The sequence below is a fragment of the Chitinophagales bacterium genome (assembly GCA_040877935.1).
Lineage (GTDB): Bacteria > Bacteroidota > Bacteroidia > Chitinophagales > CAIOSU01 > JBBDNB01.
In genome coordinates this window covers 28,783-49,111 of sequence record JBBDNB010000019.1, presented here as the reverse complement: position 1 = coordinate 49,111, position 20,329 = coordinate 28,783, and the positions used below count along the sequence as shown (strand labels likewise).

Genomic DNA, 20,329 nt, shown 5'->3' with positions numbered 1-20,329 from the left:
AGCTGGGCGAGAGTAAGTCATAACTCTAAAACTTCACAATCAACCTCAAATTGATCCTGCGGGCGGTAAGCGTATTGGGCACGGCATACACCCTGTTGGTAATGTCTTTTATCCAGAGGTAGGAAATGGTGTTTTCCACTCCAAATAAGTTGTAAACTTCAAGCGTGGCCCAAATGGATTTCAATTTGCCAAAAAGCTTAGTTTTAGACAATTTATTGCCTTTACTCCTATCGTATATTCCTGCTGAAAAGCCAATATCTACTCTACGATATGCCGGAATTCGGAGGTCATCATTGTAGCGCACATTATCGGGCGGGCCAAAAGGCAGTCCTGTTGCATAGATAAAATTCAGGTGTACTTTAAAGGTATTGCTCTTTGGAAAATAATCCTGGAAAAACATGCTAAATCGAAAACGCTGATCAGTAGGACGCGGGATAAATCCGGGATCCACTTCGTTGCCCTCTGAATCAATATAGGTTTCATCCTCGATGTTTTCCTGCGCCTGCATTATCGACATACTGATGTAGGACTCCTCCCCTTTTACAAACTGGCCATTGAGCCGGAAATCCACTCCTGCCACATACCCGGTGGCTTTGTTTTCCCCAAAATAACGGATCAAAACATTGTCAAATTCATAAGGCACCAGGTCGTAGAGGTATTTGTAATAAACCTCGGTAACAAAAGTAAATGGACGATCCCAAACGGTAAAATTCAAATCGGTTCCGGCCACCACATGCACCGATTTCTGCGATTTTACATTTTTATTAACCACTGCATCCAGATTTCTCAATTCGCGGTAAAAAGGTGGCTGAGCATAGAGTCCTGATGCAAATTTGAAAACCACATCCCTACGGGTTCCGGGCTTATAGGAAAACTGCGCCCTGGGACTCACCACAAATTCATGGTTCACATCCCAGTAGGTGAATCGCGCCCCATAGGTAAAAGTCATTCGCTTGCTTTCGTTTACATTCCAAGAGTCCTGGAAATAGCCGTTTATGCGGTGTGAGTTCAAATCTACCTCGGATTTTAAAACCCTGGACAATTCTATCCGATCCTCATAATAAGGTATGGTAAAACCAGCAGAGTCTGTTTTTTCCCATTCATTCACGCGATCCTGAATCATCTCCCGCTGGTAGCGGGCACCAAACTGTATATAGTGTTTACCTTTTTGCCAATTGCCTTTAAAACCACCATTGTAAATATTTGCCGTCAGATCATTTCGGGCATAGTGATGCAATGCACCGGCACCCAGCGAATAACGCACCTGCCCAAAATCATCATCAGAGAAATCAGTTTCTACCTCTCCAATAAAATATTCCCCAAGTATATCAAAGGCCTCCTGCTCTCGGGTGCGGTAATAAGAGGCCATCCATTTCAGTTGAAAATTGGGCTTGATCTTTTGTACCAAAGCCAATCCACTCATGTAGCTGTCATACTGGTCGTTTTCCTGCCCTTCAAAATACATGGTGAGGCGCAAGACCTGGTTGACCACACCAAAAGTGCTTTCTCGGTCATTGGGCACAAACTCAAAGCGATTGCGGGCATAGTTGTTGATCCACTCAAGCTCCAACTTATCATTAATCTTATAGGTCATAAAAGACTGGATATCCAGAAATGTAGGGCTGTAATCACCTGTGGTTTCAAGACTATTGAGCAAATACTGATTGGATTTGTAGCGAATGCCGCCCAGGAAAGTAAAGCGTTGGTTTTTATCGGCCGCCTCCAGATGTAAAGTGCCCCCAAGAAAACTGCCAGAAGCAGAGCCTCCAAATTTTTTGGGCTTTTTATAAGTCACATCCAGCACCGAAGCCATTTTATCACCATAGCGCGGCTGAAAGCCTCCAGAGGAAAATTCCACCGAACTCACCAGTTCAGGATTAATAAAGCTCAATCCTTCCTGCTGACCGGAACGGATCAAAAAGGGACGATAAACCTCAAAATCATTGACATAAACCAGGTTCTCATCGTAATTTCCGCCCCGCACCGAATAATTGGAGCTCAGCTCACTTGTACTGCTCACTCCCAATCCCTGTGTAACTATAGCCCCTTCAATACCGCCCATTGGCGTGGGGATATTCTCCACATCTTCCACATTGAGCTTTACAACACTTGCAGTTTCACGCTTTTGTTTGTCTTCAATTTCTATCAGATCCAATTCATAAGTGGAGGATTTCAATTCTACATTGAGCTGATAATCTTGTTCGGGTGCCACATATACCGAGAAGGTATCGCTTTCATAACCAAGCGAGGAATACACAATTTCCGTCAATTCACCTGCATTGATTGGCAGGCTGTAGCTTCCTCTTTCATCAGTACTTACCCCACTGCCTTTTAGCTCAATAGGATATACACTCACTCCCGGTACAGCAAACCCGGATTCATCTTTTACAATACCACTGACCCTGCCGGTTTCCTGTGCCCTCAAAGTATTAAAGGCAATGCTTAGAATAAATAAGAGAAAAATTTTTTTTGAATGCGGCATTAAGACAAAGAAACGGTTAAAAAAAGTGAAAATTTTATGGCTTCAAATGTTTTAATGAATGAATGGCCTGCAAAGGATCTTCGGCTTTAAATACACTGCTCCCGGCCACCAGCACATTGGCTCCTTTCTCTACCAGTTCCGATGCATTTCCTGGTTTTACCCCCCCATCAATTTCTATCAGTGCCTTGGAATTTTTGCGCAGAATAAGTTCTTTGAGTTCTGCAATTCTGTTCAGTGTATTTTCTATAAATGACTGTCCCCCAAAACCGGGGTTGACCGACATCAGGCAAACTACATCCAGGTCGACAATTATATCATTGAGCATATGTATGGGCATATGCGGATTCAAAGCCACTCCGGCCTCGCATCCCAGCGACTTAATTTGCTGAATGCTGCGGTGTAAATGCGTACAGGCTTCAAAATGAACCGTAATAGAATCAGCGCCTGCTTTGGCAAAATCTGTCAATAAATGATCGGGCTCAACAATCATAAGGTGCACATCCAGCAGCTTCTCTGCAATGGGTCTGATTGCCTGTATTACCGGGAGTCCAAAAGAAATATTGGGTACAAAGCGACCGTCCATAACATCTACGTGAATCCAATCTGCCTCGCTTTTATTGATCAATTCAATGTCCCTGCCCAAATTTGCAAAATCAGCGGAAAGAATAGAAGGAGCAATTAAGTGGTTCATAAGCCTGAGAATTAGTGTGCTGCAAAATTAGCATTTCGGTGCGGATATTCAGTAAAATGGATATCTTATCTCCTTTCAGGAAAATAAAAAGCATATTTCGTAACAAGTACTAAATTCAATTATCTTTGCCGCAGATGAAACACTATAGAAATTTCTGCATAATAGCCCATATCGATCATGGGAAAAGCACACTTGCCGACCGCCTTTTGAGCAGCACACATACTGTTGCCGACCGCGAAATGAAAGAACAGATTCTCGACAGTATGGACCTGGAAAGAGAACGTGGTATTACCATTAAAAGCCACGCTATTCAAATGCTGCATATACAAGATGGACAGGAGTACACACTCAACTTGATAGACACACCGGGACATGTGGATTTTTCCTATGAAGTTTCCCGCTCAATTGCCGCCTGTGAAGGAGCCCTGCTTTTAGTTGATGCAACTCAGGGAATTCAGGCGCAGACTATTTCCAACCTGTATCTTGCTATTGAACAAGATTTAGAAATTATCCCCATAATCAATAAAATAGATATGGATGGGGCAATGGTTGAAGAAGTGGCAGATCAAATCATTGATTTAGTGGGTTGTAAGCGCGAAGATATTATTTCTGCTAGTGGAAAAACAGGTATTGGCGTACCAGAAATATTAACAGCTATTGTGAATAGGGTTCCTCCGCCCAAAGGAGATCCTGATGCTCCATTGCAGGCACTGGTTTTCGATTCAGTATTTAATTCCTATCGAGGCGTGATTGCCTATTTCCGCATATTCAATGGTACTATCAAAAAAGGTGATCTGGTTAAGTTTTACAACACCGAAAAAGAATACGAAGCAGACGAAATCGGTGTATTAAAAATAGAAATGGTACCCAAAAAGGAATTGTCTGCCGGAAATGTAGGCTACATTATTACCGGGATCAAAGATTCCAAAGAAATAAAAGTGGGCGATACACTTACCAGGAAATCAGCACCCTGCCCCAAACCTATTGAAGGGTTTGAAGATGTGAAACCAATGGTATTTTCGGGTATTTATCCTTTAGAATCCGATGATTATGAGGCATTGAGAGAATCTTTGGAAAAATTACAACTCAATGATGCTTCACTGGTTTTTGAACCAGAGAGCTCTGCTGCATTGGGATTTGGGTTTCGCTGTGGTTTCCTGGGCATGCTGCACCTTGAAATTGTACAAGAACGACTGGAGCGCGAGTTCGATATGTCGGTAATCACTACAGTTCCCAATGTTTCCTATTTTGCCTACACCAACAAAACCCCCGATGAAAAATTACTCGTAAATAACCCGAGCGATCTGCCCGATGCTTCTGAACTCAATTATGTAGAAGAGCCCTTTATTAAAGCTCAAATCATAACCCTGCCAGATTATGTAGGTCCAATTATGAATCTTTGTATTGAAAAAAGAGGTGAAATACAAAACCAGGTCTATCTTTCAGAAACACGTGTAGAGCTTACTTTCCATATGCCTTTGGCAGAAATTGTTTTTGATTTTTACGATCGTTTGAAATCCATTTCAAAAGGCTATGCTTCCTTCGACTATTACCCAACTGAATATGTGCGCAGTGAATTGGTGAAAATGGACATTAAACTCAATGGTGAAAATGTAGATGCACTTTCTTCTCTGATTCACAAAGACAAAGCATATGAATTTGGCAAAAAAATATGTGCAAAACTCAAAGAGCTTTTGCCCCGTCAGCAATTTATGATTGCTATTCAAGCAGCAGTTGGCGCAAAAATTATTGCAAGAGAAACCATCTCTGCATTAAGAAAAGATGTGACAGCTAAATGTTACGGTGGTGATATTACCCGTAAAAGAAAATTGCTTGAAAAACAGAAAAAAGGCAAGAAGAAAATGCGCCAAATCGGAAAAGTGGAAGTGCCACAATCTGCATTTCTGGCTGTACTGAAGTTAAATGATTAAATACTTACCTATTTTAACCTGTAATATTCATTAGAAAGAATAATCAGGCATTGGACTTTTTGTGATCGGAAAGAAATTTCTCCAACCCGATATCCGTAAGTGGGTGATTAAATAACCCGGTAATGGATTTAAGGGGACAAGTTACCACATCGGCACCAATTTCAGCACATTTTACAATATGCAATGGATTGCGAATAGAAGCCGCAAGGATTTCTGTTTCAAATCCATAATTGTCGTAAATACGGGCAACTTGCTCAATCAGATCCAAACCATCCCAGTTCATATCGTCAATCCTGCCGATAAAAGGAGACAAATAAGTGGCTCCGGCCTTTGCTGCCAATATTGCCTGTCCGGCAGAAAATATCAAGGTACAATTGGTTTTAATACCATTAGCGCTAAAAGTAGAAATAGCTTTAATTCCTTCCTTAATCATCGGCACTTTAACCACAATATTAGGATGCAAGTCGGCCAATCTCTCCCCTTCTTTAATGATACCTTCGTAATCGGTTGAAATCACCTCTGCACTGACATCTCCATCTACCAGTTCGCAGATTTTGACATAATGCCCTAAAATATTGTTATCACCTGAAATACCTTCTTTGGCCATCAGAGAGGGATTGGTAGTTACACCATCTAATATTCCGAGGTCTTGGGCTTCTTTGATTTCATCTAAGTTTGCAGTATCAATAAAGAATTTCATAAAGTGTGCTTTTAGGTTTTGGGTAAAGTTAAGGAAGATTATTTAGCTCTAATTACTGTTGTCTGTTTTTTGATTGATCTGCATAGTCAAAAGCGATAAGCCCCTATATTAATCAAGAGATTTCCCCAAAACCGGATCGTTTTCAGCCACGCACTCCCACATTAGTTTATAAACTTCATCTTGAAGTTCCTGAAAATTTTTGTCCTTGGTAGAGATAGGTGGAAAAAAGCGACAATCAATACTGCCCGGTTGTCCCAGTAAAGTATGCTGAGGAGTCAACTTTAAAATCCCGGTAATCACCATTGGCAGTATGGGAACACCCGTTTCTGCAGCAATTCTAAAAGCTCCTGAATAAAAATCCTTCAGTGGCTTACCCGTCCTGTTGCGCGTACCTTCAGGAAAAATGAATACGGAAATCCCCTGTTTTAAAACCGCTTTCAAGAGGCCATTGCTCTTCCTGCGACTTCGTTCATCAGAACGATCCACAAAAATCAATGCCCTGGCAAAAAGCCATCCCAAGATCGGGATCTTTTTTAATTCTACTTTGCCCAAGGGGCGATAATCCATTTCAAGCGCATAGGGCACAATAAAAATATCAGCCACAGACTGGTGATTGCAAACAATGATATAGGGTTGGCCTTTCTCAATATTTTCCTTTCCATAAATTTTGCAGCGAATGAAAACCAGGCGGGTCCATATTTTTGCCCATATTCTACTGTATAGGTAAAAGTATTTTTCAGGCAACTTGAATATCAAAACAAAAGCATACCAGGGAACGCCCAATGCAGCAAACAGGAAAAAGCTGATGTATGCCCAAAGATTATAGAAGATCAACAACAATCCTTTCATTTACAGAAATAAAATTAACTTAGAAGCATCAAGAAATAGCAACATGTCAGAACAAAAAAAAGTTATCTGGATAACTGGTGCTTCTTCCGGAATTGGAGCCGCACTCGCAAAAGCCTATTGTAAAACGGGTGCACAACTCATTATTTCAGCCCGATCGGAAGAAAAGCTTTTGGAAATTAAGGAAAGTTGCTCAGATTCTGAAGATGTTACCATACTTCCGCTTGACCTTGCTAAGCCCCATACTTTTGAAGAGCTTGTGAAAAAAGCCTGGGAATTGAACGATGGCATAGACCTGATTATCAACAATGCCGGGATCAGTCAACGCTCATTGGCAATCGATACAGGAATTGACGTGGATCGAAAATTAATGGAAATCAACTATCTGGGTACGGTAGCTTTAAGCAAAGCATTGCTCCCCTATTTTATGGAAAGAAAAAAAGGGCACATAGCAGTGGTTACAAGTTTGGTCGGGAAATTCGGAAGCCCATACAGAACAGGATATTCCGCTTCAAAACATGCACTACACGGCTTTTTCGACAGCCTCAGGGCAGAATTGCATGAATTCAACATCGATGTTTCACTGATCTGTCCCGGTTACATTGCTACCAATGTATCAGTAAATGCCCTTACTGGTGACGGCAGCCCACTTGGGACTATGGACGAAGCTACAGCAAAGGGACTTCATCCGGATATTTGCGCTCAAAAGATCATTAAAGGCCTGAACAAAAAGAAAGAAGAGTTTTATGTGGGGGGAAAAGAAACCTATGCCGTTTATATTAAGCGTTTTTTTCCGGGACTTTTTTCGAAAATTCTAAACAAGGCTTCGGTGAGATAAAATATAATCTGCACTTTTACAGTTGTATTGCACATCAACCAAAACCTAATATCATGAAAACTTCAATTTCCAGCATTCTGCTTATGGCCATTCTTACTTTAAGCCTGGGTAGTTGTCAAAAAGACAAAATAGACGATAAAGACAAAGACAAGAATGAAAATATCAATTACGAAACACTTGCTGAAGATGCGGCAATAAGTGAAAAACTTTCAGAAGACCTTTTTAAAGTGGTAGATGAGGAGTCTAAAAATGGTAAATACAGTGATGAAGTTGGCAAAACCGACCTGGGCGTAGTTCAATACAAATCCGTTCAGGACTCTTGCGCCATAGTTACAATAAATACCAATGGAGGAAATTTTCCCATGACATTGACCATCGATTTTGGAAGTGGATGTACTGATTATTATGGGGTTGAGCGGAAAGGAAAAGTGATTGCAGAATTTACTGATAATTACAGAAATGCCGGTGCCAAAGTAAATGTAAGTGTGGAAGATTACTATGTAAACGATTACAAAATTGAAGGCACCAAAACCATTACCAACAACGGACGAAATGGCAATAATAATTTGACATTCAGTGTAGAGGACAACAACGTGCGTTTTATCAAACCCGGTGGAGGAGTAATCACCTGGGAGTCGGAGCGTACCAATGAATGGACAGAAGGCGAAGGCACTACATTCTGGACACATGGTTGGGAAGATGGTGTTTGCGATGATATTTACCTGATCACCGGCTGGGGAGAAGGCGTAACCAGCGATGGGCAGGATTATCGTCTGGATGTGGTTGATCCTCTGCAGAAAGATGTCTGTTGCCTATGGGTGAATAAAGGCAGTATTAAATACACCGTCAACAACCAGGAACTCGCCACACTGGATTATGGAGATGGAACCTGTGATTTCAATGCCAACCTGAATTATAATGGTAATTCCATTGTAATAATAATCAAGTAAATATATGGGTAAACTCAGTCTTGATCTGCACGATATTTACAATCGAAACATCGAGATTGACCGTGCTTTAACGGATATAATTGAGGAAGCAGAGGAAAAACGCATTAAGCTGGTAGAGATCATTCCCGGCAAAGGCAGCGGGCAATTAAAAAAACGAGTACTGCGTTTTTTACAAAAACCTGAAATCAAAGCCCGCTATCACCGCATTGATAAGGACAGCAAAAACCACGGGAGATTGTTCGTGCGTTTTAAACATTAAAATCATTTTTTAGAAAAATTGATAAACAATTCATTACCCATTCTTGGAGCAATTGAATTGTAACAAGGTGCTATGGTATTGAATTGAAAATAATCAGAGAATAGTTTTTCATACGCTGCTTTTGTTCCTCCAAAGGGAGGGCCTTGATGCTCAAATATTTTATTGAATAAAACACCAACAAATTTGCCCTTTTCAGCAAGTAAGCTGTGTATTTTCTCTACATATCGAGATCTGTCCGAAGGATCTATTGCGCAAAAAAGTGTTTGCTCCAAAATCAAATCATATTTGCCTGTGTGATCGAATATATTTTGCTCCAATACTTTGATGCTACTCTGCTTAAACTTTTCTTTTAATTCTGCTACCAACAAAGGCGCTATATCAATCAGGGTAATATTTTCAAAACCCAAATTATTCAAATATTCTGCTTCATAAGCATTGCCGCAACCCGCTATCAGGATGCTTATATTTTTGTTTTCTAATTGATCTATATATGCCTTTATAGGTGGAGAGACTTGCTTCAAATCCCAACCCGTTTCATTCTTTTCATAGCGTTCATTCCAAAAAGCTGCATCGAGCCTTACCGCTTCTTTAGATTTATCAGTTTGCATTTATTCTGTTTTGAGTAAACAACCTCGGGGCAAGCCTCGGAGCACCCGCCTGCTTAGTCGGGCAGGTTTAAATCTCGATTATCGAGTAAAATATTTTTAAAAACATGTCTTTATAAGAAATGGTTTAACTTAAATCCCATCCAAAAACTCCAAAACTTCTCCATACAGCCATTGCAGTTCTTCCTTAGCAATGCAATAAGGCGGTAAAATATAGAGCGTATTGCCCAGCGGGCGCAGCAAAATGCCTTTTTGGAGAAAATAATTGTAAATGGTATCGCGCATGGAGTGGAAATAATTGCGCTCCTCTCCTGCTTTGTAAATATCAAAAGCCAGAATACTGCCGCATTGGCGCACATTTTCCACTGATGGATGTTTTTTCAATTCTGCTGCGAATATGCTGTGCAATTCAGCAATCCCTGCGACTTTTTCCATGGTGTTTTCTCGTTCAAACAATTCCAATGAAGCCAGGGCCGCAGTACAGGCCAGTGGATTGGCTGTGAAAGAATGCCCGTGAAAGAAAGTTTTCAATTGGTCATTGCTGTAAAACACCTCGTAAATTTCATTGGTACAAGAGGTCAATCCCAGAGCCATTGTTCCGCCCGTCAAGCCTTTGGACATGCAAATGATGTCGGGTTTGTTTTGCAATTGATCGGAAGCGAAAAAAGTACCCGTACGCCCAAATCCCGTCATCACTTCATCGGCTATGATCAATGCCCCATTTTTTCGAGCCATTGCAATCAATTTGTCCAGGGTTTCTGGCGAATACATCAACATCCCCTCAGCGCCCTGCACCAACGGTTCTATAATAAATGCTGCAATTTTCTCCTGCTTTAGAATCTTTTCCATTTGCTGTACAACTTCAGCCTCGGACGTATTGCCAGGGCTAGAGATATACAGCGCATCAAACAAATTGGGTTCGAAAGGATTGCTGTAAGAAGTCCGACCGCTTACCGACATAGCTCCAAAAGTATCACCGTGATAGGAATCCTTAAGCGCAAGTACTTTGTAGCGCGGCTTTTCTTGATTGAACCAATATTGAAAGGACATTTTCAGCGCCACTTCCACTGCTGTGGAGCCATTGTCGGAGAAAAATAATTTTTGGTGTTTTTCGGGTAATTTGGGCAGTAATTTTTCAGCCAATTCCACTGCGGGAGGATGTGTAAATCCTGCAAAAATCACATGCTCCAGTTCATTGGCTTGTTTGGCCAATCGCTCTGCAATATAGGGATGGCTGTGCCCATGCGTATTCACCCACCAGGAAGCCACTGCATCCAGGATTTTATTGCCGGACTCATCATAAAGCCACGCACCTTTGGCTTTCACGATAGGCACTGCATCGCCATGCGTTTTCATCTGCGTAAAAGGATGCCAGATCATGGCCTGGTCTTTTGCTTTTAGGCTTTTTCCCATGGTGTCTTTAAATTTTCCTGTACTTGCTTGGATCGATTTCCGGCTATGTGCAGTTGGGAATTTCTCGCTCTTTCTTTTCATTTAAATATTTAAACACCAATTGCTTGAAACCGATATTGCCCTTAGTGCTTTCCGCTTTTTGTTTTCAATAATCTTGTATTAAAACTTCTGTTGGGATTTTTAAACTGGTATTTAGCTTGCGAATCATATCTAAAGTCAGTTTGCGTTTTTTATTCATTATTTCGCTTACACGACTTTTAAATCCAATCATTTCCACCAAATCTTTTTGTTTCAATCCCATTTGTTCCATTCTGAAATTAATCGCAGAAATTGGGTCTGGCATTTCGATTGGGAATTTTTCACTTTCGTATTTATCAATTAAAATCGATAAAATTTCAAGTTCATCGCCCTCTTCGGTTCCTCTTTTTGCATCGAAAATCAATTCTAAGCGTTCAAGAGCTTTTTTGTAATCAGCCTCGTTTCTTATTGGTCTTATTTCCATTTTAAATTTCGTTTGCGTTTATTTTATCGTATTCAGCGTGAGTTCCAATAAATCGGATCCAAGCGAGTTGATACTCAAAGTTGAATTTTACAATCAATCGATAATCATTACCTTTTATGTTGAAAACTATTCGGTTATCCTTTAAAATACTCGCATTTGGATATTCAGATTTAAGTTCGTTTATCGTTTTCCAATTTGATTTTTCAGTTTCGCGATACCATGATCTTAATTGAAGTTCACAGTCAGCGTGCTTAATCCAAAAATCTCGTAAAGTCCCTCTCGAAAATATCTTCAATTCAAATTATTTAATGCAAATATAGCCAAAAAAGTTACCATTATGATAACTTTTCGTTTTTTAGCATCAAGGGCAATTCCAAAATAATAAGTAGCAAGCAAGTTTGATTTTCAAAAGTAGGGGCGCACCGCCGTGCGCCCCTACTCTTCAAAACGCTTTATTATTCATTTAACAATACGAATCTACATTTTTAAACAATCAAATCAATCCAAGACCTTTAATTACAGCACTTCTCAATCGCTCTGCTTCTGCTTTTACAAAATCAGCATTTAGCTTATCTGCTTCATTTATACGTCCTAAAATAGGCACTTTGGAAAAACTGCTGATGGCTGTTTCAGTCGATTTGTTTTCTGGTCCATTAAACAAAATGCCTGCCAGAGGAATATTGTGGTTTTTCAAGTACTCGACCGATAAAAGCGTATGGTTGATGGAACCTAAATAGTGCCGACTTACCAATATAATCGGCCATTGCATTTTCTTAAACCAATCGGCATAGTGAAATTTCAAGGACAGCGGGACGAGCAAGCCTCCAGCACCTTCAATAATCAAGTGACCTTGGTGTTTTGGTGCTTTTATCCGCTCTAAATCAATGGTGGTGTTTTCCAATGCTGCGGCATAATGCGGTGAAGCCGGCTCCTGCAAAACATAAGATTCTTCATAAGTTTTAATTCCCGGCACCAATGACTTAATCGCCCCTTTGTCGCTGTCCGTTTCTGCACCACTTTGAACGGGTTTCCAATAGGCTGCATCCAAAATTTCGCACAGGATGGCAGAGGCAATTGTCTTGCCCACTTCGGTGCCGATTCCGCTTACGATGAAGTTCATTTTAATGCCTCCTTTAATGTCTTGCACAGCAAATTTATTTCTGCAATGGTATTGAATTCATGCAAACATATTCTAATCCGTTCTTTGCCTTTTGGCACCGTTGGGTATAAAATGGCTTTGGCATAAATTCCCGTTTCTTCCAATGCGGAAGCAACTGCTTTTGCCCGCTCATTTCCGGGGATCAAAAGACTTTGAATCTGACTTTCTGAGAGAATCAATTCAGCGTTGGGGATAGCTTCTATTTCTACTTTAAGTAAATTTCTTAAAGTACTGATTTCATTTAATTTACAATCCTCATTTGACAAAATGTCATGGGCTGTTTTGATGGCTTTCACACTGCTCAAAGGCAATGCGGTCGTGAAAATAAAGGGGCGAGAAAAATTGATCAAAAACTGTTTTAAAATTTGGCCTCCAAGCACCACAGCCCCGTGTGCGCCAAGTGCTTTTCCAAAGGTGTGAACGCTTGCAAATATTTCATTATGCAAATTCAGTTCCACTGCCCTACCCTCTCCGTTTTTTCCAAAAATCCCAGTGGCATGTGCTTCATCCAAAAGCAATTCGAAAGCATATTTTTCTTTGAGTTTGACCAGTTCTTTCAGTGGCGCAAAATCTCCATCCATGGAAAAAACACTTTCGGTGGCTACGTAAATTTGCGCGTATTTATCACTGTTGTATTGCAAATGAGTTTCCAATGCTTCCAGGTCATTGTGAGGAAATGAGAGACTTTTTCCCCTGCACATTTTCAAGCCATCGCGAATGCTTGCGTGACAGAGCTCGTCAAAAAGTACCAAGTCGTTTTTTTGTGGCAAGGCGGAATAAAGTCCCAAATTGGCATCGTAGCCCGAATTGAAAAGCAGTGCAGCTTCCCTTTGGTAAAATTCCGCCAAATAGACTTCCAAAGCTTCGTGCTCCCTTGAATTTCCGCTGATCAGGCGACTGCCGGTGGCTCCGTAAAATTTGCTTTCGGAATTAATGTCCTCTTGTTTGCCCAAGGCATTTTTTAAAATACCCAGTGTGGAAAAGCCCAAATAATCATTGGAGCAAAAATCAATTAATCCAGAACTGTCTTTCAAGCTTCTGAACAGCAACTTGTCCTTGCGCTTTTGCAGCAAAGTTTCAAGCTGTCGATTGGCATTGCTTTCCATTACTCAGCCACGCTTTCCGCTTTGCCCTTGAAGGTTTTGCACTCAATGGTCTGTTCCGTGCCTTCTGCCTTAAATGCCTGACGGGGCTTGAGCCCAAGCAATTCAAACATCTTTTTATCGGCATCAAAATCCGGGTTGGGTGTGGTCAGTAGTTTTTCTCCCGTAAATATGGAATTGGCGCCCGCCATAAAGCAGAGTGCCTGTTCTTCCGTATTCATGCGCTCCCTTCCTGCAGAAAGGCGTACCATAGCCTTGGGCATCAAAATTCGGGCAGTGGCAATCATGCGCACCATTTCCCAAACTGATACCAATTCCTGATCTTCAAGTGGCGTGCCTTTTACGGGAACCAGCGCATTCACCGGAACACTTTCCGGGTGAAAAGGCATGGTAGCCAAAGTATGCAACATTTTCATGCGGTCTTCATCTGTTTCTCCCAGACCAATAATTCCTCCACTACAAACACTGATATTTGCCTTATTGACATTTTTAATCGTATCCAAACGATCGTCATAAGTGCGGGTGGAAATGATGTCGTCATAATGTTCTTCGGAAGTATCCAGATTGTGATTGTAGGCGTACAAACCAGCTTCCTTGAGCTTTTTGGCCTGTTCTTCGGTCAACATGCCCAGCGTACAGCAAACCTCCAATCCGAGCTTGTTCACGCCTTTTACCATATCCAACACACGATCAAAATCGCGATTGTCGCGTACTTCGCGCCAAGCCGCACCCATACAAAAGCGGGTAGAGCCACCATCTTTGGCACGTTGTGCTTTTTCCAATACTTCATCGGTATCCAAAAGGCGGTGCACATTTACATCCGTTTGATATCGCGCTGCCTGTGGGCAATAAGCGCAATCTTCGGGGCAACCACCGGTTTTTACGGAAAGCAAGGTACAAACCTGCACTTCGCCCGTATTTTGATATTCGCGGTGAACTGTTGCAGCTCTGTACATCATTTCCAGCACAGGGCTATTGTATATTTCCTTGATTTCGGCTAATGTCCAATCGTTTCTAATCTCCATTGTTGTAAAAATTTTAAACCAAAATCTAAGGTAGTATAAAATGGAGAAATTGACTTAATAATTTAGGCAGAATGGAAGAATTAAGCGTACAGAAGCTTTAAGTTGGTGAACAATATTAGTCCTCATTTTGGCTATTTCAACAGCCAGAGGCTGGCGACAAAATGAATCGTTTTACTCCTGATTCCTGTTCAATTACCCCGAATTCGGGGTAATTAAAATTGGGGTTGCTTAACTCCTTCAATTCTCAATAAGGGTCGAATTCGACCCCTTTAAAATGAGGGTTGTTGAGTCGCTCCCAAAGCCTAGGTATTCGAGGGTATTTTTGAGCCGCATCCAATTTTTCACCACATCCTTAGGCTCAACAGCATTTTTTTGTCGCGCAATGTCTGTTATACTGATATAATCTTCACCGTTCACAAGAAGCGTACGAACGGCCACTTCTTTTACCTGTATTTGTTTTGTTTTTGCCATGCTTACAATCTTATTATGGCGAATTTGCCACATTTAAAGTGGTCAGATTCCACCACTTTTGACCAACCCAATTTTATCCTGCCTATCTTAATCATCTTACCCATCATGTTCAGACAATTTCCGGAAACAAACCCTGTATCAATCCCTTTTTATACTGCTGCAATTGCTCTGTTTTTTCTGCCTGTGCGGTGATGAACTCATCCACAGCCAAAACGTGCAACTTTACTTCATTGAGTTTGGTAACCATAAAGTTACGCTTACTCATTTCTGTAAATTAATTTCCTTGTCTAAACCCTCTATAGAACTGTAGTCTTCCGGTTTGGAATTTTTAATCCTGTGCTTAACCAAATCCTGCTGCCATTGAGGTATAAAAAAGCCTTCATCTTCATGCTCTACCACACGGCTTGCTTTGACATGCGCTGAACCCAATGATTTTATAAACTTGGCCAGTTTTTCAAAATCATTATCATCTAGGAAAATTGAGACATGTTTCATTAAAAGTGAATTTTGAAGAGATAGATATAAAATCCTTTCGTATTCAAAAATAGTTTCAAAAAGGTAGTTTACTAAATTTTAAAACAACCCTTCATGGGCTAACTAAGGTAGTATAAAATGGAGAAATTGACTTATCAAAAGTCAGATAAAATAGGTGTACATCAAATTTCCCTTGAGGGATTTTTCTTAATTTTTTACTTATGCCCTTGATCCGCTTTCCCGACCTTAATGTGGCGGGATAAACTTAGCGAGTGAGAATTTGAATTGCGTCCCGCAAAATATTTCAACATACAGCCGGAGGCTGTCCAATAATCCACTCGCGAGACGCGAGCGGTGGCTATGAGAAATCGTCTGAATCCATGGAGATTCCCACCTGAGTGGGAATGACGGTTTTGATTGGGGGCTTGTTAATCAACAACCTTCACAGTTTTATCAAAAACAGTAACAACCTGACCTGCGCGTACTTTTTTACGTTTGGCACTTTCTAACTTGCCATCAATGGATACTTTCTAAGAAACGGAGGTCGTGAGGCTTATATTCAAAACTTGAACCAACAAATGCTGGGCTCACTTAAGTTACCAATACCTACTCTTAGTATCCAGAAAGAATTAGCATCCAAAATAACCCTAATCGAACAACAAAAAGAACTAGCCAAACAAGAGCTAAAAGAAAGTGAAGATTTATTTAACTGCTTATTGCAAAAGGCTTTTAAGGGGGAGTTGGTTTAAATTAAGTTATAAAAGCAAACTATTAGTTTGTTTATTTGTATTTTAATAAACCTTGCCGTATATTAGGTTTACATTTCTACCTAAAAGCAAACGAATAGTTTGGAAAAGAACAATAAAATAAACCAATTGCTACAATCATGGCCTCCTAATGCCGTGTATTTAACGGCCTGGCTCAAACAGCAGGGCTACTCTACCCAGTTGCTCAACCGCTACAAAAAAAGCCAGTGGATTGTGGCTTTAGGCAATGGTGCCATGTTAAAGGCTGGAGATAAGCCCACCATAGCCGGTGCCCTATTCGCTTTGCAGCAGCAGGCAGGTTTATCGGTACACCCTGCGGCAAAGACAGCCCTGCAATTGGCAGGTAAAGCCCATTATCTGGCAATGGGTCAACAAAGCTACATCCTGTTTGGCAACTCAAAAGAAACCTTGCCCGCCTGGGTGAAAAAACACCCTTGGCAAGAAGAACTAAAGTATGTGAAAAGCGCTTTTTTACCGGCAGGCATAGGTATGGTAGAGCAGCAAATAATGGGCTTGCCCATCAAAATATCAGGTGCTGCACGGGCCCTGATGGAATGTTTGTACTTAGCACCTCAATATCAAGACCTGCAAGAATGCTACGAAATAATGGAAGGGCTTAATAATTTGCGTCCAAAGGTGGTGCAACAGCTACTAGAACAATGCACTTCCATAAAAGTAAAACGCTTGTTTTTATACCTGGCAAAAAAAGCAGGGCATCAATGGTTAGCTTTTTTAAACTTAGAAAATATATATCTGGGAAAGGGCAAAAGAAAAATTGTTGACAATGGGGCGTACATACCCGAGTTTAAAATAACCGTACCTAAATCATTAGCACATGGCTAACTATCAAGAACAAGCGGCCTTATTGCTACAGGTGTTGCCAGAAATAGCTAAAGAAAAATGTTTTGCCCTGCACGGTGGTACAGCCATCAACTTGTTTGTGCGCAATATGCCCAGATTGTCTGTAGATATAGATTTAACCTACATCCCTAAAGAAGACCGAAGCAGCACATTTGCCAACATTGAGCAAAGTCTAAAAAACATAGAACATCGCCTTAAAAAATTAGACCCGAGTATAAAAGTGGTGGTGCAAGCGCATCTATTAAAGTTGCAGATACAAAACTCTGGCGCATCTATAAAAATAGAAGTAAACCAAGGCATGCGGGGCTTAATAGGAGAAACTGAGAATCGAGAACTTTGCGAAAAAGCTCAGGAAGAATTTGATGCCTTTTGCATTATGCCTTGCGTGCCTTTTCATCAGCTTTATGGTGGTAAAATATGTGCCGCTTTAGACAGGCAGCACCCCAGGGATATTTTTGATATCAAGTATTTACTAGAAAATGAAGTATCTACCAAAGAGATAAAAACAGGGTTTATGTTTTGCCTCATATGCAGTAAGCGCCCGCTTTTAGAAATGTTGTTTCCGCATTATCTCAATCAAGAACAAGCCTATAACAACCAATTTAAAGGCATGACACTAGAAGACTTTACCTATGAAGACTTTTGTGCCACACGGGAAAAATTGGTCAAAACCATCCATCAAAATTTAAGCGAATCCGATAAAGAATTTTTGGTGAATTTTGAATCCGCTACACCCGATTGGTCGGTTTATAACTTCTCTGATTTCCCGGCTGTGCAATGGAAGCTAAAAAATATTGAGATACTCAAAGAAAAAAATCCTGAGAAACATCAAGCAGGAATTATTAATTTGAAACAAAAATTTGAAGAACTAAGCTGTTAAATCATGATAAAAACCAACTTTCAGTTTTTACAGCAAGAGTGGCAAGAGTTTTATGAATTGATTCTAAAATAGCCCTCTTAGAAAAAAATTCTGATTAGGCATTGTTCATAGTTAACCATCACTCAACAACTATTGCCTAATGCCTTATAAACTCATTTACTAATCAACAACCTTCACCGTTTTATCAAAAACAGTAACAACTTGACCTGCGCGTACTTTTTTACGTTTGGCGCTTTCTAGCTTACCATCAATGGATACTTCGCCTTCTGTAATAAACATATTGGCTTGTCCCCCACTTTCCGCAATATTGACGATTTTCAATAGGGCATTTAGCGGAATAAAATCGTTTCCATTAAGCTTAAATTCCATAGTTTTTAATTTGTGACAAAGCTAGGGTCATCCATAAGAATGTCAAATATTTGATGTGGTATGTGCGCTGTCAAATGTGTAAAATGGATTGGGATTACCGCAGTCGTTCCTCCTTCCCTTTGACATTCGCATATTTAAAAGTAATTTTAGGGAAAATTTGAAATCAAGTCAATGAGCGGAAATAAACTATTGGAAGTAAAAAACCTGGTCACACAATTCAAGACTGAAGCGGGAATTGTAAAAGCAGTCAATAATATCAGCTTTACGCTGAACAGAGGTGAAACCATAGGAATTGTAGGAGAATCGGGTTCGGGTAAATCAGTAAGTTCATTGTCCGTAATGCGCCTGATCCCCAACCCTCCCGGTGAAATTGTAAGCGGGGAAATTATCTACCACCACAAGGAAAAAGGCTCGATTGACTTGCTGAAGCTCAGCGACAAAGAGATGCGCAAATACCGTGGCAATGAAATTTCCATGATCTTCCAGGAGCCCATGACTTCGCTTAATCCCGTTTTCAGATGCGGTGCACAGGTTTCAGAAGCCATTATGCTGCATCAGAAAGTATCTAAAAAAGAGGCTCGTGAACGAACACTTGAACTGTTCAAAAAAGTGCAACTGCCCACACCTGAGCGTATTTTAGATGCCTATCCGCATCAAATTTCTGGCGGACAGAAACAGCGCGTAATGATTGCCATGGCCATGTCCTGCAATCCCGGTATTTTGATTGCAGATGAGCCTACAACTGCCCTTGATGTAACGGTTCAGGATACCATTTTGGACCTTATGCGTGAGCTGCGCGATGAAATCGGTATGTCCGTAATCTTCATCACCCACGATTTGGGTGTGATTGCCGAAATTGCAGATCGCGTATTGGTCATGTATAAAGGCAGTATCGTGGAACAGGGCAGTATTTACGAAATATTCTCCAATCCCCAACATCCATACACAAAAGGGCTTTTGGCTTGTCGTCCGCCATTGGATTACCGGCTCAGCAAACTGCCCATCGTTTCTGATTTTATGCGGGAAGAAAATGGGGAGCTGATAGAAATCGACACTTCAGTACAGGAAGTGATTGAGAACGTGAAAGTAAGCGATACCCAAACCAAAGAAAGAATGGCCAAACTTGAGGCCAAAGAACCGGTACTGCAATTAAAAAACCTGCATACCTGGTTTCCTTCAAAAAAGAACATTTTTGGCAAAACAACAGAATATGTAAAAGCTGTCAATGATGTCAGCTTTGATGTTTACCCGGGAGAAACCATGGGGCTCGTGGGCGAGTCCGGCTGTGGAAAAACCACATTGGGTCGTACTGTTTTACGCCTGACTGATGCCCGTGACGGAGAAGTGATTTACAAAGGCAGAAATGTATTGGATCTTCCCGCTGCTGATATGAAAGAACTGCGCAAGGAAATGCAGATTATTTTCCAGGATCCATATTCCTCGCTTAATCCGAGAATGACCATTGGTGCTGCCATTATCGAGCCCATGAATGTGCATGGCATTCTAGCGAATGAGAAACAGCGCAAAGAGAAAGTAATAGAGTTGTTGGAAACTGTAAGTCTGAGCGGAGATCACTACAACCGCTATCCACATGAGTTTTCCGGTGGTCAGCGACAACGTATTTGTATTGCGCGTGCTCTTGGGCTGAATCCGAGTTTTATCATTTGCGATGAATCAGTTTCTGCGCTTGATGTTTCGGTACAGGCGCAAGTGCTCAATTTGTTGATTGAATTGCGGGAACAATTTGATTTTACTTATATTTTTATCTCTCATGACCTTTCAGTGGTTAAATTTATGTCAGACAGAATGGTAGTGATGAACCAGGGAAAAATTGAAGAATTGGGCTATGCAGATGATATTTACAATAATCCGCAGCGTGAATACACGAAAAAACTGATCGATGCCATTCCAAAAGGGCGCTTAGAAGATATTGAGCGCAGAATGACTGAGAGAGGGATTCAGATTTAAGTACCCTCAAACTTTCTATAAAACTATTACTCTTG

Annotated in this window: 23 protein-coding genes; 8 read left to right on the top strand and 15 right to left on the bottom strand. The window is 40.9% G+C overall.

Going from position 1 to position 20,329, the window contains the following annotated elements:
- Positions 1-25: 25 nt before the first annotated feature.
- Complete coding sequence (locus tag WD048_04630; protein MEX0811481.1) at positions 26-2,482, bottom strand: TonB-dependent receptor; 2,457 nt, start codon at positions 2,480-2,482, stop codon at positions 26-28.
- Between the two features lie 34 nt (positions 2,483-2,516).
- Complete coding sequence (gene rpe / locus WD048_04625; protein MEX0811480.1) at positions 2,517-3,173, bottom strand: ribulose-phosphate 3-epimerase; 657 nt, start codon at positions 3,171-3,173, stop codon at positions 2,517-2,519.
- A 134-nt stretch (positions 3,174-3,307) separates the two neighbouring features.
- Between rpe and lepA the strand changes: the two genes are divergently transcribed.
- Positions 3,308-5,104 (top strand): translation elongation factor 4, encoded by a 1,797-nt coding sequence (lepA, locus tag WD048_04620; GenBank protein ID MEX0811479.1) that lies wholly within the window; start codon positions 3,308-3,310, stop codon positions 5,102-5,104.
- A gap of 43 nt (positions 5,105-5,147) precedes the next feature.
- Here the strand turns inward: lepA and fsa are convergent, their stop codons facing one another.
- On the bottom strand, positions 5,148-5,804 hold the full coding sequence (gene fsa / locus WD048_04615; GenBank protein MEX0811478.1) for a fructose-6-phosphate aldolase: 657 nt from the start codon (positions 5,802-5,804) through the stop codon (positions 5,148-5,150).
- A 108-nt stretch (positions 5,805-5,912) separates the two neighbouring features.
- Positions 5,913-6,653, bottom strand: coding sequence for a lysophospholipid acyltransferase family protein (locus WD048_04610; GenBank protein MEX0811477.1), 741 nt, complete (start codon positions 6,651-6,653; stop codon positions 5,913-5,915).
- Positions 6,654-6,696: 43 nt separating this feature from the next.
- Between WD048_04610 and WD048_04605 the strand changes: the two genes are divergently transcribed.
- Genes WD048_04605 through WD048_04595 form a run of 3 tightly spaced genes read left to right on the top strand, consistent with a single transcriptional unit; the run spans position 6,697 to position 8,697 of the window.
- Positions 6,697-7,488, top strand: coding sequence for an SDR family oxidoreductase (locus WD048_04605; protein ID MEX0811476.1), 792 nt, complete (start codon positions 6,697-6,699; stop codon positions 7,486-7,488).
- Positions 7,489-7,541: 53 nt separating this feature from the next.
- On the top strand, positions 7,542-8,438 hold the full coding sequence (locus WD048_04600) for a hypothetical protein (GenBank protein MEX0811475.1): 897 nt from the start codon (positions 7,542-7,544) through the stop codon (positions 8,436-8,438).
- 4 nt (positions 8,439-8,442) lie between these two features.
- Positions 8,443-8,697 (top strand): Smr/MutS family protein, encoded by a 255-nt coding sequence (locus tag WD048_04595; protein ID MEX0811474.1) that lies wholly within the window; start codon positions 8,443-8,445, stop codon positions 8,695-8,697.
- Positions 8,698-8,699: 2 nt separating this feature from the next.
- Here WD048_04595 and WD048_04590 read toward each other — a convergent pair whose 3' ends face one another.
- The 10 genes from WD048_04590 to WD048_04545 form a co-directional block, all read right to left on the bottom strand.
- Entirely contained in the window at positions 8,700-9,305 is a 606-nt protein-coding gene (locus tag WD048_04590) for a methyltransferase domain-containing protein (GenBank protein MEX0811473.1), read from the bottom strand.
- 129 nt (positions 9,306-9,434) lie between these two features.
- Positions 9,435-10,796, bottom strand: coding sequence for an adenosylmethionine--8-amino-7-oxononanoate transaminase (bioA, locus tag WD048_04585; GenBank protein MEX0811472.1), 1,362 nt, complete (start codon positions 10,794-10,796; stop codon positions 9,435-9,437).
- A gap of 64 nt (positions 10,797-10,860) precedes the next feature.
- Positions 10,861-11,217 carry a helix-turn-helix domain-containing protein gene (locus WD048_04580; GenBank protein MEX0811471.1) on the bottom strand — a complete coding sequence of 119 codons (357 nt, stop codon included), beginning with the start codon at positions 11,215-11,217 and terminating at the stop codon, positions 10,861-10,863.
- A gap of 1 nt (position 11,218) precedes the next feature.
- Positions 11,219-11,512 carry a type II toxin-antitoxin system HigB family toxin gene (locus WD048_04575; protein MEX0811470.1) on the bottom strand — a complete coding sequence of 98 codons (294 nt, stop codon included), beginning with the start codon at positions 11,510-11,512 and terminating at the stop codon, positions 11,219-11,221.
- A 198-nt stretch (positions 11,513-11,710) separates the two neighbouring features.
- Entirely contained in the window at positions 11,711-12,364 is a 654-nt protein-coding gene (bioD, locus tag WD048_04570; protein ID MEX0811469.1) for a dethiobiotin synthase, read from the bottom strand.
- The gene (locus WD048_04565; GenBank protein MEX0811468.1) at positions 12,334-13,482 is read right to left on the bottom strand and encodes a pyridoxal phosphate-dependent aminotransferase family protein; all 1,149 of its coding nucleotides are present in this window, start codon (positions 13,480-13,482) and stop codon (positions 12,334-12,336) included. The genes bioD and WD048_04565 overlap by 31 nt, the downstream gene beginning before the upstream one ends.
- Positions 13,482-14,504 (bottom strand): biotin synthase BioB, encoded by a 1,023-nt coding sequence (gene bioB / locus WD048_04560; GenBank protein ID MEX0811467.1) that lies wholly within the window; start codon positions 14,502-14,504, stop codon positions 13,482-13,484. Before bioB ends, WD048_04565 begins: the two co-directional genes overlap by 1 nt.
- Positions 14,505-14,741: 237 nt before the next feature.
- Positions 14,742-14,975, bottom strand: coding sequence for a hypothetical protein (locus WD048_04555; GenBank protein MEX0811466.1), 234 nt, complete (start codon positions 14,973-14,975; stop codon positions 14,742-14,744).
- 109 nt (positions 14,976-15,084) lie between these two features.
- The gene (locus tag WD048_04550) at positions 15,085-15,240 is read right to left on the bottom strand and encodes a hypothetical protein (protein MEX0811465.1); all 156 of its coding nucleotides are present in this window, start codon (positions 15,238-15,240) and stop codon (positions 15,085-15,087) included.
- On the bottom strand, positions 15,237-15,470 hold the full coding sequence (locus WD048_04545) for a hypothetical protein (protein MEX0811464.1): 234 nt from the start codon (positions 15,468-15,470) through the stop codon (positions 15,237-15,239). The genes WD048_04550 and WD048_04545 overlap by 4 nt, the downstream gene beginning before the upstream one ends.
- A 545-nt stretch (positions 15,471-16,015) precedes the next feature.
- On the opposite strand from WD048_04545, the gene WD048_04540 reads away from it, so the two are divergent.
- The 3 genes from WD048_04540 to WD048_04530 all read left to right on the top strand — a co-directional run bounded on the left by WD048_04540 (position 16,016) and on the right by WD048_04530 (position 17,957).
- Entirely contained in the window at positions 16,016-16,198 is a 183-nt protein-coding gene (locus WD048_04540; protein MEX0811463.1) for a hypothetical protein, read from the top strand.
- 99 nt (positions 16,199-16,297) lie between these two features.
- Positions 16,298-17,059 (top strand): type IV toxin-antitoxin system AbiEi family antitoxin domain-containing protein, encoded by a 762-nt coding sequence (locus tag WD048_04535; GenBank protein ID MEX0811462.1) that lies wholly within the window; start codon positions 16,298-16,300, stop codon positions 17,057-17,059.
- Positions 17,052-17,957 (top strand): nucleotidyl transferase AbiEii/AbiGii toxin family protein, encoded by a 906-nt coding sequence (locus WD048_04530; GenBank protein ID MEX0811461.1) that lies wholly within the window; start codon positions 17,052-17,054, stop codon positions 17,955-17,957. The genes WD048_04535 and WD048_04530 overlap by 8 nt, the downstream gene beginning before the upstream one ends.
- Before the next feature lie 159 nt (positions 17,958-18,116).
- On the opposite strand, the gene WD048_04525 is transcribed toward WD048_04530, so the two are convergent.
- Positions 18,117-18,326, bottom strand: a complete 210-nt coding sequence (locus WD048_04525; protein MEX0811460.1) for an RNA-binding S4 domain-containing protein — start codon at positions 18,324-18,326, stop codon at positions 18,117-18,119.
- Positions 18,327-18,497: 171 nt separating this feature from the next.
- Between WD048_04525 and WD048_04520 the strand changes: the two genes are divergently transcribed.
- On the top strand, positions 18,498-20,294 hold the full coding sequence (locus WD048_04520) for an ABC transporter ATP-binding protein (GenBank protein MEX0811459.1): 1,797 nt from the start codon (positions 18,498-18,500) through the stop codon (positions 20,292-20,294).
- Positions 20,295-20,329: the final 35 nt, after the last annotated feature.

What these genes read in the sequence shown, in the direction of transcription:
- WD048_04630 (MEX0811481.1), bottom strand. Translation starts at nt 2,482, where the DNA reads ATGCCGCATTCAAAAAAAATTTTTCTCTTATTTATTCTAAGCATTGCC.
- rpe (MEX0811480.1), bottom strand. Translation starts at nt 3,173, where the DNA reads ATGAACCACTTAATTGCTCCTTCTATTCTTTCCGCTGATTTTGCAAAT.
- lepA (MEX0811479.1), top strand. Translation starts at nt 3,308, where the DNA reads ATGAAACACTATAGAAATTTCTGCATAATAGCCCATATCGATCATGGG.
- fsa (MEX0811478.1), bottom strand. Translation starts at nt 5,804, where the DNA reads ATGAAATTCTTTATTGATACTGCAAACTTAGATGAAATCAAAGAAGCC.
- WD048_04610 (MEX0811477.1), bottom strand. Translation starts at nt 6,653, where the DNA reads ATGAAAGGATTGTTGTTGATCTTCTATAATCTTTGGGCATACATCAGC.
- WD048_04605 (MEX0811476.1), top strand. Translation starts at nt 6,697, where the DNA reads ATGTCAGAACAAAAAAAAGTTATCTGGATAACTGGTGCTTCTTCCGGA.
- WD048_04600 (MEX0811475.1), top strand. Translation starts at nt 7,542, where the DNA reads ATGAAAACTTCAATTTCCAGCATTCTGCTTATGGCCATTCTTACTTTA.
- WD048_04595 (MEX0811474.1), top strand. Translation starts at nt 8,443, where the DNA reads ATGGGTAAACTCAGTCTTGATCTGCACGATATTTACAATCGAAACATC.
- WD048_04590 (MEX0811473.1), bottom strand. Translation starts at nt 9,305, where the DNA reads ATGCAAACTGATAAATCTAAAGAAGCGGTAAGGCTCGATGCAGCTTTT.
- bioA (MEX0811472.1), bottom strand. Translation starts at nt 10,796, where the DNA reads ATGAAAAGAAAGAGCGAGAAATTCCCAACTGCACATAGCCGGAAATCG.
- WD048_04580 (MEX0811471.1), bottom strand. Translation starts at nt 11,217, where the DNA reads ATGGAAATAAGACCAATAAGAAACGAGGCTGATTACAAAAAAGCTCTT.
- WD048_04565 (MEX0811468.1), bottom strand. Translation starts at nt 13,482, where the DNA reads ATGGAAAGCAATGCCAATCGACAGCTTGAAACTTTGCTGCAAAAGCGC.
- bioB (MEX0811467.1), bottom strand. Translation starts at nt 14,504, where the DNA reads ATGGAGATTAGAAACGATTGGACATTAGCCGAAATCAAGGAAATATAC.
- WD048_04555 (MEX0811466.1), bottom strand. Translation starts at nt 14,975, where the DNA reads ATGGCAAAAACAAAACAAATACAGGTAAAAGAAGTGGCCGTTCGTACG.
- WD048_04550 (MEX0811465.1), bottom strand. Translation starts at nt 15,240, where the DNA reads ATGAGTAAGCGTAACTTTATGGTTACCAAACTCAATGAAGTAAAGTTG.
- WD048_04545 (MEX0811464.1), bottom strand. Translation starts at nt 15,470, where the DNA reads ATGAAACATGTCTCAATTTTCCTAGATGATAATGATTTTGAAAAACTG.
- WD048_04530 (MEX0811461.1), top strand. Translation starts at nt 17,052, where the DNA reads ATGGCTAACTATCAAGAACAAGCGGCCTTATTGCTACAGGTGTTGCCA.
- WD048_04525 (MEX0811460.1), bottom strand. Translation starts at nt 18,326, where the DNA reads ATGGAATTTAAGCTTAATGGAAACGATTTTATTCCGCTAAATGCCCTA.
- WD048_04520 (MEX0811459.1), top strand. Translation starts at nt 18,498, where the DNA reads ATGAGCGGAAATAAACTATTGGAAGTAAAAAACCTGGTCACACAATTC.